The sequence below is a fragment of the Sphingosinicella xenopeptidilytica genome, assembly GCF_042676985.1.
GTDB classification, from domain to species: domain Bacteria; phylum Pseudomonadota; class Alphaproteobacteria; order Sphingomonadales; family Sphingomonadaceae; genus Sphingosinicella; species Sphingosinicella xenopeptidilytica.
Genome location: NZ_JBHTIK010000001.1, coordinates 381,654 through 395,101, shown reverse-complemented (window position 1 = coordinate 395,101; position 13,448 = coordinate 381,654). Strand labels below are relative to the sequence as shown.

Below are 13,448 nucleotides of genomic sequence, written 5' to 3'. Positions count from 1 at the left end.
GGTCTGACCTTGGAGTAATCATGCGCCAGGGCAGCTCGCCATTGATAGGGTGCATGGGCGCACTGAAATGGCGGGCACGAGAACCCAGGCGCATGTGCTGGTCTTGGGAGAGAAGAGCGTGGCAAAAGAGATTCGGTTGAACGCACTCGAACAGTGCAACCCCAGTTTTCAGGCTTTCGGGCTTTGGGCCCACCCGCGAGACAAAGCCGTGGGTTACACGACGCCCGAATACTGGATCGATTATGCGCGCCTCCTGGAACGCGGCCTTTTCGACAATTTCTTCCTCGCCGACGTCTACGGCTTCCCGGACGTTTACGAAGGCCGGGCCGATGCCGCCATCCGTAACGGATCGCAGGCGCCCAGCCTGGACCCCGCTGTCATTGTTCCGATCATGGCGGCAGCGACGTCGAATCTCTGTTTCACGATGACGGGCAGCTGCTCATACGAGCACCCCTATAGCTTTGCGCGGCGCATCTCGACGCTCGACCACATGACCAGGGGACGTCTCGGCTGGAACATCGTGACCAGCTATCTGAAGAGCGGCGCGATCGCGATGGGCCGCGACGCACTGATGGAACATGATACCCGTTACGAAATGGCGGAGGAGTTCCTCGAAGGTGTCTACCGCCTATGGCAGGAATCCTGGGCGCATGGGGCGCTCGTCAAGGACAAAGCAAGCCGGATTTACGCGGACCCCAGCCAGATTGCGGCGGTCGAGGTCAAAGGTGAATATCACAGCTTTCGTGCAATCGGCGCGACAGAACCCTCGCCTCAGCGCGTGCCTGTCCTGTTTCAGGCCGGTGGTTCAGAGCGTGGTCGGCGCTTTGCCGCTACGCACACTGAAGGCGTATATTTGAACGGCACGAAGCCAGAAATGGTCGCAGCCCAGGTCGCGAAGACACGCGCGCTTGCGGAAGAAGCCGGCCGTGATCCGAGCGGCATCAAGTTCTTTACGGGTGTCTCGATCTTTGTCGACGAAACCGAAGCGCTCGCTCAGGCACGGTATGCGGAGTACAAGCAGTATACGAGCCTGGAAGGCCTCATCTCGATGATGTCGGGTGCGATGGGAATCGACCTGTCTCAGTATCCACTCGACGAACCGATCACCTACCAAGAGAATGATGCCAACCGCTCGGCTCTTTCCGCGTTTACGCGCAACAACAGCTGGACGCTGCGCCAGGTGCTTGACGAGAAAGCTCTGTGCGGCAGCAATGTCGCGATCATCGGGAACGCCGAACAGGTGGCCGATGAAATGATCCGCTGGATGGATACGGCGGATATCGACGGCTTCAATGTCGCACGCATCGTAGCGCACGAAACCTTCGAGAACTTCATCGATCTCGTCGTACCGGAGCTGCAGAAGCGGGGCCGCTACAAGACCGCATACGCCGGCGGCACATTTCGTGAAAAGCTCTCGGGCAGCGGTGCCTTCATTGCCGACGACCATCCGGCTGCGAAGTACCGACGATAATGAGGCATGCGCTCGGCCTACTTGCCGAGCGCCACCTCCACCGCTTCGTATTCTACCGAAGGCGACAGATATCTGTAATCGGCATCACCGGGAATGATGGCGATATCGAGCGCTTTCAAGATGGCAGGTCGGTTGCCGTTCACTTCGACCGTCACTTTTCCCTGGGTGACGAACAGCATGCGATAGCGATCGGCGTGCTGCTGCCAGACGCCATGCGATGCCTCAGCCCTCCGGCGGACATAACGACGGATGGCATACTGGCTGCCCAACGCCTCGGCGAGCGCGTAGCGATAAATCGCAAGACCATCATACTCGCCGATCAGCCGTGCATCACGAATCGCCAGCGTGGCTCCCCGGCTTTTGAGGTCCGGTTCAGGCGGATCGGCCTCAATCGTTCCGAAGGAGCCCGGAAAGGTGATTTCCGCTACCTGATAATCGCTGGATGCCCCGCCGACGTCATGCAGGACGTGGCCTGGGATAAACAATATATCGCCCTGCGATGCGCGTGAGAACGTCTCGTGTTCATACGCGATGTCGAGCGAGCCCTTGAGGATCAAAGCGATCTGCAGATCGCATTCATGGTAATGCCACGGGCTGCCCCACTTCGGGATCGCTTCGAAATGACCGGGCAGCGTTGCGATTGCGCGTACCATGTCGTTTGTTGTCTCTTGAAGGCGATAGTCGATGATCCGCCCCATTGAAGCGCGGTGCACCTGGCCGGGCTGAGGGGGCAGCTCGACCTCGTGCTCGGCTGCGCGCCTGAAAACCGCTTCTTTCTGAGTGGCTGAGGTGTTTTTCATGGTTTCACTTGCTCGCTGCAACACATCCAAAACGTCCCGCAACTATTGGAGAAGGCCTTCAGGCTGCTCGATTGCGGATTTGAAACTGGCAAGGAACTTGGCAGCCATCGCACCGTCGATTGCGCGATGGTCAACGGCGAGCGTGCAGGTCATCAGCGTTGCGATCTCGACATTTCCATTGCGAGCCACCGGCCGGGGCTCGGCGGCACCCACGGCGAGGATTGCGGCTTGGGGTGAATTGATGATCGCGGTGAATTCGGATGTTCCGTACATGCCGAGATTGGACACGGTGAACTGTCCGCCTTCATAGTCTGCCGGCTTTAACTGGCTTGCCCGGGCGCGCTCGGACAGAGACCGGAGATCGCCAGAAATATCTTCGAGACTCTTTGCCTCCACCTCTCTGACGACAGGCGTTACAAGCCCGCCAGTCGTCGCTATGGCGACTGCGATGTTCGCATGTTTGAAACGACGCACCGCTGCCTCTGTCCAAGCGACGTTCACATCGGGCACTGCGATCAATGCCTTTGCGACCGCCTTGATAATGAAGTCGGTAAGCGTGACACCGCTCCCCATCCTGCCACGTAGCGCGATAAGCGCATCCACTTCCGGATGTACGGTCAAATAGAAGTGCGGAATGGTTTTCTTGGCTTCTGTAACCCGTGCAGCGATCGCACGCCGCATTGCGCTGTGCGGGACGTCCTCAAATGTTGCGCCCGCGTTTTCGGAACCGGCAGACACGTCTCCGCGCTGCGCCGCCTTTTCGACATCCGCTTCGGTAACACGCCCGCCGGGTCCGCTGCCGATCACGGTTTCGAGATCGAGGCCGAGTTTCTCGGCCAGCCTTTTCGCACGCGGTTCGACCTGCCGTGCAGCACCGTCCGCCGCGCGCCGTACGATCTGCGTCGGCGCAGGCGCGCTGATATCCTCTGCCGCGGGTTTCGCGGCCTCGGCCGGCGCGCCGCCCTCTTGCTCGATAAGCGCGAGGACATCCTGCACCTCGGCAAACCCATCCTTCTCCACGAGGATTTTGCTCAGAATCCCTGAAACGGGCGCTTCGATTTCTATGGTTGCCTTGGCGCTTTCGACTTCGCAGATCGGTTCGCCCTCGACAACGGCATCCCCTTCGGACTTGAGCCAGGCCGTTACCGTCCCGTCCTGCATACCCATGCCCACCTGCGGCAGGCGAAATTCGTAAACCATTCTGCGTTCCTCAGGCAAAGGTCTGTCGCGCCGCGGCGATAATCTTGTCGGCGTCGGGATAGAGACCGTGTTCCATCACCGGGCTGTAGGGAATGTGCGTGTCGGGCGTCGTCAGCCGGATAATCGGCGCTTTCAAATCCCAGAACGCTTCCTCTGCCACGATCGCAGCGATCTCACTCGCCGCGCTGCACGTCCGGTTGGCAGGGTCAACGATCACGAGACGCCCGGTCTTACGCACCGAATCCAGCAGCAATTCCCGATCAAACGGAACGAGCGTGCGCGGGTCCATCACCTCTGCGGAAACGTTTTCCTGTTCAAGCACCTTCGCCGCCTTCAGTGCCTGAGGCACCATGCCGGCAATGGCTACGATGGTTACGTCATCGCCGGGACGCTTGATGTCTCCTTTCCCGATCGGAATGAGATACTCATCGTCCGGAATATCGCTTCGGCTCGTCCAGAGATTGCAATCTTCGAAACAGAGAACCGGATCATCATCACGGATTGCCGACTTCAGCAGCCCCTTCATGTCGTAGGGATTGGAGGGGATGATGATCTTCAGCCCCGGAACGTTCATCAGCATGGGATAGGGTCGATCCGAATGCTGAGCAGCAACCCCGAGCCCGTAATACATCACCAGTCGCAGCACGAGAGGCAGCTTGGCCTGTCCGCCGTAGAGGTATCGGGATTTCGCGATAATGCTGACAACCTGATCCATCGCCGGATAGATGAAGCTTGAAATCGAAATGTCGACGATGGGGCGCGAACCCGCGATTGCGGCACCCGCGGCGGCTCCGACAAAGCCGGCTTCTGAAATCGGTGTATTTCGCACACGCTCCGCGCCGAATTCTTCGGCGAGCCCATTGGCTGTTCCCCAGATCGAGAGATCCTCGCCCATCACGAAGGCCCGGGGATCTCGTGCCATCTCCTCGCCGATCGCAGCGCGAATGGCCTGGAGGTATGTTTGACTTGCCATCAGTTCCTCACTTGGTCGGCTGCTGCCTGCGCAAGGGCCGGTACAGCAGCGCATCCTGATTGATCGTGGGTCTCAGCCTTTTGCGGATACGAAAACGTCTTCAAAGGCTTCCGCAGGCTCGGGAAATGCACTCTCCTGCGCGAACCGCAGAGACTCGGCGGCATCTTCGCGCGCCTCACTTTCGATCGTGTCGAGCGTAGCGCTGCTTACGCCGAAATCGTCGACCAGGACCTTTCGGAACAGCGGAATCGGGTCGCGAAGCTGCCAGTGCTCAACCTCCTCAACCGAGCGGGATCCGATGTCGATATCGCTCATCTTGCCCATGTTCACGGCATGATCGCGATATCGATAGGTCTTGGCTTCGATCAGCGTTGGTCCCTGCCCGGAACGCGCACGATAGACCGCCGCACTCACGGCATCGTGAACCGCGAGGACATCCTGTCCGTCAACCACCACACCGGGGATGGCGTAGCCGGCCGCCCTATCCGCGATGTTCGTAACGGCAGTCGAGGCTTCGACTGAGGTGGAACAGGCGTACAGGTTGTTCTCGCATATGAAAATCACGGGCAGCTTCCACACCGCCGCCAGATTCAGGCTCTCATGGAACGTGCCTTCGTTCGATGCACCGTCACCGAAGAAACAGAGAGAGACCCGGTCTATACCCTGAAGCTTGCAGGCGAGCGCCGCGCCCGTCGCGACGGGCAGTCCGGACCCCACGATGCTTGTTTCACCAATGCTGCCGACGCTGAAATCGGCCAGATGCATCGACCCGCCCTTACCTTGGCAGATACCTGTCTTGCGACCGAAGAGTTCGGCCATCAGCGGGTTGAGCTTCGCGCCCTTGGCAATCGGGTGTCCGTGCGAACGATGATTGCCCATCATGTAATCGTCGGTGCGCAGTGCCATGCAGGCGCCGACGATTTCGCCTTCTTGACCGATGGACGAATGCAAAGAACCAACGATCAGCCCTTTGGCATGCATCTCTTCGGCGAGCTCCTCAAAAGCCCGAATACGGACCATGCGACGATACATTTCCTCGCCGACACTGTTTTCGATCGTCATGCCCTTGGCATCCTCATCCCTTACTCCTTGCGGCCTGCACGCGTGCCGCAGCTACACCCATCCCGCTTCCGCAAGGACATCCATCGTTTTCCTGAACGTCACATTTGCCGCGTCGTTCAGGGATCGCGCTCTTTGCGCATCGGAGAGAATCTCGACGCCGACGAGCCCTCGATAACCCGTCGCAGCAATCGCGCGCAGAAACGCGGACACGTCGAGATCGCCTTCGCCCGGTAAAGCCCGACGGCGAATGGTGTCTTCGATCATCGTGCCGACCTGAACAGCGGCCGCGTCGCAAAGCTCGATGTGTTTTATGAGGTGCGCCGGGATTGCCGCCACAGCTCCGTAATCGATTCCCGCACGCGCCACGTGCCAGATATCGAGCAGAAGGCCGCCGTTGGCCGCCCCAGCGCCTTCCACAACGGCGATTCCGGTCTCGAGATCGCATATGCCGGATTCATGAATGAGCTCGATGCTGACAGCGGTCCCTGCATCTCCCGCCTGACGGGCCAACTCCTGAAACTCGGCGATCAGCCTGTCCGTGGGCCACGCCGCTCCCGAAAAGTCACCCGCGACTTTGATCTGGTATGCGCCCAGCGCTTCGGCGGCGCGAAGCAGGTTTGCGCGTACGGCATCCGAGGTTTTTCGGCGCTCACCTTTCGCGAACCAGTCGAACAAGGCTTCCAGTTCGACGTGCACGATCCCGTTGTCGTCAAGGATCTGCCGAAGCTCGCCATAGCTGTGCTTTTGCAAGCCCTTTGCGACATCATCGACATGCAGGCCCAGCCCCCTCCAACCGGCAGCATTCGCTGCGCGCGCCCTATCGGCGAGCGAGAGAGTGCTCGAGACATCGCCCGCCAGTGGCAGGACAGGTCCTGCCAACGTCCAATAGCTCGCGACCAGCTTCGGCGACTGCACCATCCCCACCTTCGAATTTCAACGGATCACCAGAATCCGAGGTTTTTCTTCATGTGCGTAGCGGTAACACCGCACGACAGATGGTTTGTAGGGCAGTCCAGGCGCAACCGGTTATGAAAATACTCGATGAACCACCAGAATATAGATCATGGTCGGGATGTCTGCCGTCATGCGAGCCTAGCGAACGCCGTTTATTGAACAGCAGCGGTTTCAGTTGATCCAGATCGAGGCCCATATGCACGAGCTCTACGGAATCCCCATGGCGACGTGCGCGCGGAAAGCGCTGCACGTCATGTTCGAAAAGGGCGCAGATATCGCCTATCGGGAGGTCGAGAGAGAGTATCTCAGAACCACAGGCTTCCGCCTCCTCAATCCGGAAGGCCTCGTACCGGTCCTTGTCACCAATGACGGTCATGCAATTTCCGAATCGTCCATCGTGATGCGTTACATCGACGACACCTTTCCCGGACCGCCGTTGCAGCCGAGCAGGCCGCTTGCCCGCGCGAATATGAACATGTGGCTGAAGCTCGTGGATGAACGCTATTTCGGCGCAATCGGCGCAATCACCGTTGCTACCTTCATTCGCGCGATCCTCGGGGATCCGCTCGACGAAGCGAAGCTCAGGGCCATGCTCGATGCCATCGAGGACGACACCGCTCGATCGGCGCGGGAGCTGCCCATCCGGTTGGGCGTAGACGCTCCAACCGTCCGGATAGCGATCCGGCAGCTCCCGGCAATGCTGCGGCGAATGGAGCAGGCGCTTGAACACACGCGTTGGTTGGCTGACGACGAGCTCTCGCTGGCAGACAGTGCCGTTATGCCGTTGATGCTGCGCCTTGAAGAGTTCGGCCTTGAGGCACTTTGGATGGATGGCGGACTGCCGAACGTCGATCGCTGGTGGCAGGCCCTACGGGCAAGAGAGGCTTCAAAGCGCCTTCTGGACCTTGTGCACGCGGATATGCGCGCGCAGATAACGGCATCGGCTGATGCGCTGAGGACGAGCCTGCTTTCGCAAATGCACCAGCACCTCGGGTAGGGTTCACGCGAAAAAGAAGGGGGGGCGCCGTGCGCCCCCCCCTATCAAGTGGTTCGTTGGCTTAAAGCCGATATCAGAAGCTGTACGACATTCGAACTCCGTAGAGCCTTCCGGGGGCATCGGCATTCGTCGTGCCGTAATTGCTCGCCACACCAAACGTCAGATAATGTTCGTTGGTAAGGTTCTGACCCCAGATGGAAACTCTGAGAGCGTCCGTCGGCAACCATGAAACCGAGGCATTCACGAGGCTGTATGACTTCTGCAGCACGAGATGCTGCGGATCGAAAGAGAAGCCATCGTTATAGTAGTACGCGCCGTTAAATTCGATTCGCCCACTCCCTACGTCGAAACCGTAGGTCGCGCCGGCGGATAAGCTCCATTTCGGCGCCCGGATCACCGAATTCCCCGAAACGTCGACAGTCACAGGCGCATTGCCGCCATTGACGTCATCGCGTGCGAAGCCGGCGTAATTCGGAAAGTCGAGATACTTGGATTTCAGATAACTGACACTCGCATCCAGCTGGAGCCCGGCGACGGGCAAGGCAACAACGCTGAGCTCCGCGCCCTTCACCCGTGCAGCGCCGGCATTCTGGAACGACGCAGCGGCGCCGCCCACGCTGTCGTTGACCTGCACCTGCAAGTCCTGAAAATCATAATAGAAGGCTGCTGCATTGATCTGCAGACGTCGATCGAGAAACTCAGACTTGAGGCCGACCTCATACGCATCGAGGATTTCAGGATCGACCGGCGGCGCGCCTGAATCGGTCGCGTTGAACGCGCCCGACTGGAAACCGCGACTGTAAGACGCGTAGGCCATAACGTCCGGCGTGAACTGGTAATTTGCGGCCGCCTTCCAGGTCACCTTGTTGAACGTCGTCGACTGGGCGGGAAGCGGAATATCCGGATCGCCGCCCAGCGCCGAAGAAATGCTCTTCTTCTCGTGCGTATACCGCAATCCACCTGTGACGTTCAGCTTGTCTGTTACAGGCACGGTCAACTCACCAAAGGCGGCATAGGACGTGACCGGAAGCCGTGGCTTCAGCACCACGAGCGCGTCGCCTGGGTTCAGAACGATCTGACCGCCTGTCTTTTCATCGAAGTAGTAACCGCCGACAATCCATTTTACAGGGCTGCTAGGCAGAGAGACGAGCTGCACTTCCTGCGAGAACTGGCGACTGAACGATGGGTCGATGGCAAATCCGATGATTTGCGCGTCGGTACCATCATAGTCCACCGAAGATACGGCGCGATAATTGCGGTACGCCGTAATCGAAACAAGCTGCGCAAAAGAGGTTTCAATTTCGCCGCGGAGCGTTGAGGCCCAGAGGCGCCCCTTCTGGAACGAAGGATAGTTGTGATAGACTTGCCGCGGCTTTGCTCCGGTGTTGCCCCCTGCAAGAAGCCCGAGCGCATTGTCTTGAACCTGCCGGAAGCTCCAGACATCATAAGCTTCGTTTTTCCCGTATTCGCCGCTCAGAACGAACTTGGCCGTATCGGTCGGGGTGAAGACCGTCTTTAGTCGAACGGAGATGTTTTCCTTATCCTGCGGGCTGCCGCCGATCGGATTGATCGCAAGGTTTTCAACAAGCGAATCGCGGCCGAGATAGTTGACGTAAGCGCCAGCAGCGAGCGTCTCGCTCACGGGGCCGGATGCATAGAAGCCCACTTCCCGGCGATTGTGATTGCCGTATCCGGCAACAATGCGCCCCTCGAGCTCCTGGCCGGGTTCGCGTGTGATGATGTTGATGGCGCCGCCGATGGCATTGCGGCCGTAAAGCGTCCCCTGCGGGCCTTTGACCACTTCCACGCGCTCGACGTCGAGAATGTCCATGTTCACGCTGAGCGGGCTGGATACGTATACACCATCGACATAGGTCGCCACGCCGGGTTCAGCACCAACCGTGGCAATATCGCTGCCAATTCCGCGGATATAAGGTGTCGCGAAGCCCCCACTGCTGGAATAGACCAACCCGGGAACGGCGATTTGCAGCTGCGCGGCGCCCTCGATCTGCTGCTGCTCGAGCTTCGCCGGTGTGAATGCTGAAATCGACACGGGAACGCGCTGAAGCGACTCAGAACGCTTTTGAGCCGTAACGACAATTTCTTCGAGCACATAGTCTGAAGCTGGCGCCTCCTGTGCATAAGTGGGCACAGACAGGACGATAGCCGTAGACGCCAAAAGTCCCCCAATTACGTGTTGCTCCAAGCGCATGTCTCTCTCCTCCCCCGGATCCTGTTTTCCGTCACATCACGCCCGAACGACTGATGTGAGATATGGATTCTTTGGTGTGGAGGCTGCGCTTAGCAAACGATCCGCCTTTGCGGGCATGATGAGAGTGCCGCATCCCAAATCAAAATCTTGATGACCCGGCGCACCGCTCCGCAATCAGGTAAAAAACGCAAGAACTACAAGGCCTCACGCCGACCAAACATCGGTCTTTCGGCCGCTTGTCCAAAGCGCTCGCGCCCGAACTTGCCTCTGGCCGCATTCCCTTTGGCACGAAGCTGGTCGAGGTAGTCTGACCAGTATTGCATCATACGCACGCGCTCAGGCCAATGCGCGCCGCGCAGGTAAGCACGCCGAACATCGTTATTTTCGATATGCGCCAGCTGACGTTCGATGGCATCGGGATGCCATTTGCGGCTTTCATTCAAAAGCGTACTCGCGAGCGCGCGAAAGCCGTGCCCAGTCATCTCGGTCTTGTCATAGCCGAGACGCCGCAGGGCGGCATTGACGGTGTTTTCGGAAATCGGCCGGTCGTTCGACCTCACGCTCGGGAACAGATAGCGAGAGTTTCCGGTGACCGCATACAGGCGCTCAAGAAGGTCCAGGACCTGCTTCGATAGCGGCACCTTGTGCTCCCGCCCCATCTTCATCTTCGAAGCCGGTATCGTCCAAACGGCCTCTTCCGCATCAAACTCGTCCCATTCGGCGTTCCTGAGTTCGCCGGGCCGAACAAACACATGCGGCGCGATTTTCAACGCATACTCAACCGCAGGTTGGCCTTCGTAGCCTTCGATCGCGCGCAACAGTGCACCAACCTTGGTGGGCTCGATAATGGCCGCGCGATGCGTGACCTTCGGGGCAATAAGCGCGCCGCGAAGGTCGACGGTCACATCCCGTTTGGCGCGCCCCGTGGCAATCGCATAGCGAAGCACGCTGCTGAAGGTGCTCCTGAGCCGCCGCGCCGTTTCATACCGGCCGCGAACCTCGACAGTCCGCAGCACCGTCAAAAACTCAGGCGCGGTAAGCTTTCCAATCGGACACGTTCCGATAAGCGGTTCCGCAAAGCTGAGAAGCCAGCGCAGCTTCTCCATGGTCGCCGCCGCGCGTCCTTCAGCCTCGATTTTCGCGAGCCACTCATCGGCCACCGCCTTGAACGAATCACCGCCCTCGAGGGAAGCGATACCACTGGTCAGCTTCTTGTAGGCGGACGGGTTCAGTCCCTTGTCGAGCATCTTGCCCGCATTCGCGCGCTTTTCCCGCGCTTCTTTAAGGGAGACCTCCGGATAGACGCCCAGCGCCAACGTGCCCCGCTTGCCCGCATGACGGTAATCGAAACGCCAGTAGCGCGCACCTTTCGGATGCATCAGCAGGTACAGCCCATACATGTCGGCGACCTTGTAGGGTTTCTCCCGACACTTCAGTCTGCGAATGACGGCATCAGTCAGCATGACGGTACATTTCCCAAAAAATGTACCGTCAATGTACCGTCAGCAGCAAAAATTGACAACAAACTGGGACGGTCACGAGCGGACGATGTACCGTCAAAAGGCCCGGATTTCTGCCGTTTTTTGGACGCCTGCGGATGTCTGTGGAAGAGGCGATGGTGCCCGGGGACGGAGTCGAACCGCCGACACTGCGATTTTCAGTCGCATGCTCTACCAACTGAGCTACCCGGGCACATTCCAGCGAATGCGGAATGAAGCGCGCCTCTTAATGGCCTGCGCAGGGCTTGTCCAGCACCCGCGCGTCAATCCTCGGCAGGGGGTTCCTCATCGGAATGCACGGGTACGCGGTAGCGTTCGTCGAGCCACGAGATGAGGTCGCGATCACGGCAGAGCTGCGAGCAGAAGGGCTTGTGCGTGGCGGTTTCGGGCTTGCCGCAGATGGGGCAGCGGCCGATGCGCGAGTCAGCTTTGGGCGGCATGGACATGGCCGGCTTGTAGCGCGAGCGCGGCATCTTCGGCCAGCACGACCTGCGCGCCGACGTGGCGTTCGAGTTCGGTGACCAATGTGAGGTGCGCACGCAGCCATGTGACGACGCGCGGCGCGGCGGTAAGCGTGCGCGGCCCCGCCCCCGGCGTCCGCGCGGCAAGGTGCAGGAGTGCAAGCGCGGCGGTTTCCACAGGTGCGTTCTGCACAAGCTCGATGATCGAGGCGCGCGGTCGCGGGCGCACGATCTGCAGGAAGCCGAAGCCGTTCACCGCCGTGCGTTCGAAGGGCTGCGGCAGCAGGCTGTCCACGAGGTCGCCCGCAGCCTGGCGCGCGGCCTTGTCGCGCAGCGTCGGCAGGTCGATGCCGATGGAGCCGCCGATATCGAAACGCCGGATCGCGGCAACGGCGGCGCGAACTCCCGCCATCGCGAGGTCGGCCGCGGGGAGATCGCCATCGATATCAATGGTTGTCATCGCCGGGGTCGGCACGATCGCGAGGCTGCCGCCGGGGAAAGCGACATGGCCGCTTTCTGCGTCCGCAATCGCTTCGGCCCAACCGTAGTGATCCAGCGTTTCGCCGTAGCCGAGCGTGCGCGCGCCCGGCGGATCGAAGGCAGGCGCCGTGATCAACTCCGGCACAGCGCCCGCCGCCCCTTCGGCCCGCACCTTCGCAAGCCGCGGACGGCCACGCTCCGGGATCGGCTCGCGTACTACAACGACGCGCACGAGACCGCCTTCGGCAAGATCGGTGGGAACCGGTTCAAGCAGCGCTTCGTGCTCGCCCAGCAGCACGATGCCGCGCCGCCCGCCGAGCTTCGCCGTCAGCCGCGCATCCCATATCTCGCCCACGCGGAGACTGCCTTCGCGCGCGATCCGCATTTCGGCGATCGCGCCAGCCTCGATGAGCGCGGCGCGGGTTTCGCCGATGCCGCGCTCGATCAGCCATTCAGCCATCGGAGGGGACGATGCCGGACGCGGCGAGCAGCGCCGACGTCTCGTAAAGCGGCAGGCCGACGACCCCCGAATAGCTCCCCGAAAGGAAGCGCACGAAGGCGGCAGCGCGGCCCTGGATCGCATAGCCGCCCGCCTTTCCGCGTCCTTCGCCCGCGCGGACATAGGCGTCGATCTCGGCAGCCGAGAGCCGCTTGAAGGTGACGATGGTTTCGGCAACCCGTTCCCGCAGGCGTCCCTCCGCATCGATGACCGCGACAGCGCTGTAGACACGGTGCCGCCGCCCCGAAAGCAGCATGAGGCACTGCCGCACGACATCGTCCGTCTCGGCGGGCGGCAGGATACGGCGGCCTGCGGCGACCGTCGTGTCACCCGCGATCACCACCTCGCCCGGCCCCCGCGGCACGGCAGCGGCCTTCTCGGCGGCAAGACGCACCGCATAGTCGCGGGGCAGCTCGTCGCGCCGGGGCGTTTCGTCAATGTCGGGCGAAAGCGTGCGCGCCGGAACGATGCCGATCTGTTCGAGAAGGGCGCGGCGGCGCGGGCTCGATGAGGCAAGGACCAGCGCCGGCACAAACGGTTCCGTTACTTGAAGCGGTAGGTGATGCGGCCCTTGGTGAGGTCGTAGGGCGTCAGTTCGACGAGCACTTCGTCGCCGACGAGCACGCGGATGCGGTTCTTGCGCATCTTGCCGGCGGTGTGGCCCAGAATCTCGTGATCGTTTTCAAGTTTGACCCGGAACATCGCGTTAGGGAGCAGTTCGGTGACCGTCCCCCGCATTTCCAGAAGTTCTTCCTTCGCCATTCAGTCTCCTTGCGCGGGCAAGCGTGCCCGCAAATGCTGCCTGCCCTTGGCGGAAAAGGCGCAGAAACGCAAGGTTGC

13 protein-coding genes and 1 tRNA gene are annotated in these 13,448 nt (G+C 60.5%); 2 read left to right on the top strand and 12 right to left on the bottom strand.

Annotation, left to right across the window (positions count from 1 at the left end; translation table 11 throughout):
* The first annotated feature begins 67 nt into the window (after positions 1–67).
* Positions 68–1,471, top strand: coding sequence for an LLM class flavin-dependent oxidoreductase (locus tag ACFQ00_RS02035; RefSeq protein ID WP_381485434.1), 1,404 nt, complete (start codon positions 68–70; stop codon positions 1,469–1,471).
* Positions 1,472–1,488: 17 nt separating this feature from the next.
* On the opposite strand, the gene ACFQ00_RS02030 is transcribed toward ACFQ00_RS02035, so the two are convergent.
* The 5 genes from ACFQ00_RS02030 to ACFQ00_RS02010 form a co-directional block, all read right to left on the bottom strand.
* Positions 1,489–2,295: an AraC family ligand binding domain-containing protein gene (locus ACFQ00_RS02030; RefSeq protein WP_381485899.1), complete on the bottom strand. Its 807-nt coding sequence runs from the start codon at positions 2,293–2,295 to the stop codon at positions 1,489–1,491.
* An 18-nt stretch (positions 2,296–2,313) separates the two neighbouring features.
* The gene (locus tag ACFQ00_RS02025; protein ID WP_381485432.1) at positions 2,314–3,471 is read right to left on the bottom strand and encodes a dihydrolipoamide acetyltransferase family protein; all 1,158 of its coding nucleotides are present in this window, start codon (positions 3,469–3,471) and stop codon (positions 2,314–2,316) included.
* A 10-nt stretch (positions 3,472–3,481) separates the two neighbouring features.
* Positions 3,482–4,444, bottom strand: a complete 963-nt coding sequence (locus ACFQ00_RS02020; protein WP_381485896.1) for an alpha-ketoacid dehydrogenase subunit beta — start codon at positions 4,442–4,444, stop codon at positions 3,482–3,484.
* Positions 4,445–4,516: 72 nt separating this feature from the next.
* Complete coding sequence (locus ACFQ00_RS02015; protein ID WP_381485429.1) at positions 4,517–5,506, bottom strand: thiamine pyrophosphate-dependent dehydrogenase E1 component subunit alpha; 990 nt, start codon at positions 5,504–5,506, stop codon at positions 4,517–4,519.
* A gap of 51 nt (positions 5,507–5,557) precedes the next feature.
* A complete protein-coding gene (locus ACFQ00_RS02010) occupies positions 5,558–6,424 on the bottom strand; it encodes a sugar phosphate isomerase/epimerase family protein (protein WP_381485426.1) in 867 nt (288 codons plus the stop codon).
* 211 nt (positions 6,425–6,635) lie between these two features.
* Between ACFQ00_RS02010 and ACFQ00_RS02005 the strand changes: the two genes are divergently transcribed.
* The gene (locus ACFQ00_RS02005; protein ID WP_381485423.1) at positions 6,636–7,457 is read left to right on the top strand and encodes a glutathione S-transferase family protein; all 822 of its coding nucleotides are present in this window, start codon (positions 6,636–6,638) and stop codon (positions 7,455–7,457) included.
* Positions 7,458–7,530: 73 nt separating this feature from the next.
* On the opposite strand, the gene ACFQ00_RS02000 is transcribed toward ACFQ00_RS02005, so the two are convergent.
* The 7 genes from ACFQ00_RS02000 to infA form a co-directional block, all read right to left on the bottom strand.
* Positions 7,531–9,669 carry a TonB-dependent receptor gene (locus ACFQ00_RS02000; protein ID WP_381485420.1) on the bottom strand — a complete coding sequence of 713 codons (2,139 nt, stop codon included), beginning with the start codon at positions 9,667–9,669 and terminating at the stop codon, positions 7,531–7,533.
* A 194-nt stretch (positions 9,670–9,863) separates the two neighbouring features.
* Positions 9,864–11,132, bottom strand: a complete 1,269-nt coding sequence (locus tag ACFQ00_RS01995; RefSeq protein ID WP_381485417.1) for a tyrosine-type recombinase/integrase — start codon at positions 11,130–11,132, stop codon at positions 9,864–9,866.
* Positions 11,133–11,285: 153 nt separating this feature from the next.
* Positions 11,286–11,361, bottom strand: a tRNA-Phe gene (locus tag ACFQ00_RS01990).
* 70 nt (positions 11,362–11,431) lie between these two features.
* A complete protein-coding gene (locus ACFQ00_RS01985) occupies positions 11,432–11,608 on the bottom strand; it encodes a DNA gyrase inhibitor YacG (RefSeq protein ID WP_381485413.1) in 177 nt (58 codons plus the stop codon).
* Positions 11,592–12,569, bottom strand: coding sequence for a ribonuclease (locus ACFQ00_RS01980; RefSeq protein WP_381485410.1), 978 nt, complete (start codon positions 12,567–12,569; stop codon positions 11,592–11,594). The genes ACFQ00_RS01985 and ACFQ00_RS01980 overlap by 17 nt, the downstream gene beginning before the upstream one ends.
* Entirely contained in the window at positions 12,562–13,140 is a 579-nt protein-coding gene (locus ACFQ00_RS01975; protein WP_381485407.1) for a Maf family protein, read from the bottom strand. The genes ACFQ00_RS01980 and ACFQ00_RS01975 overlap by 8 nt, the downstream gene beginning before the upstream one ends.
* A gap of 11 nt (positions 13,141–13,151) precedes the next feature.
* On the bottom strand, positions 13,152–13,370 hold the full coding sequence (gene infA / locus ACFQ00_RS01970) for a translation initiation factor IF-1 (RefSeq protein ID WP_184071869.1): 219 nt from the start codon (positions 13,368–13,370) through the stop codon (positions 13,152–13,154).
* Between the last annotated feature and the right edge of the window lie 78 nt (positions 13,371–13,448).

What these genes read in the sequence shown, in the direction of transcription:
- ACFQ00_RS02025 (WP_381485432.1), bottom strand. Translation starts at nt 3,471, where the DNA reads ATGGTTTACGAATTTCGCCTGCCGCAGGTGGGCATGGGTATGCAGGAC.
- ACFQ00_RS01995 (WP_381485417.1), bottom strand. Translation starts at nt 11,132, where the DNA reads ATGCTGACTGATGCCGTCATTCGCAGACTGAAGTGTCGGGAGAAACCC.
- ACFQ00_RS02015 (WP_381485429.1), bottom strand. Translation starts at nt 5,506, where the DNA reads ATGACGATCGAAAACAGTGTCGGCGAGGAAATGTATCGTCGCATGGTC.
- ACFQ00_RS01985 (WP_381485413.1), bottom strand. Translation starts at nt 11,608, where the DNA reads ATGCCGCCCAAAGCTGACTCGCGCATCGGCCGCTGCCCCATCTGCGGC.
- ACFQ00_RS02020 (WP_381485896.1), bottom strand. Translation starts at nt 4,444, where the DNA reads ATGGCAAGTCAAACATACCTCCAGGCCATTCGCGCTGCGATCGGCGAG.
- ACFQ00_RS02035 (WP_381485434.1), top strand. Translation starts at nt 68, where the DNA reads ATGGCGGGCACGAGAACCCAGGCGCATGTGCTGGTCTTGGGAGAGAAG.
- infA (WP_184071869.1), bottom strand. Translation starts at nt 13,370, where the DNA reads ATGGCGAAGGAAGAACTTCTGGAAATGCGGGGGACGGTCACCGAACTG.
- ACFQ00_RS01980 (WP_381485410.1), bottom strand. Translation starts at nt 12,569, where the DNA reads ATGGCTGAATGGCTGATCGAGCGCGGCATCGGCGAAACCCGCGCCGCG.
- ACFQ00_RS02010 (WP_381485426.1), bottom strand. Translation starts at nt 6,424, where the DNA reads ATGGTGCAGTCGCCGAAGCTGGTCGCGAGCTATTGGACGTTGGCAGGA.
- ACFQ00_RS02000 (WP_381485420.1), bottom strand. Translation starts at nt 9,669, where the DNA reads ATGCGCTTGGAGCAACACGTAATTGGGGGACTTTTGGCGTCTACGGCT.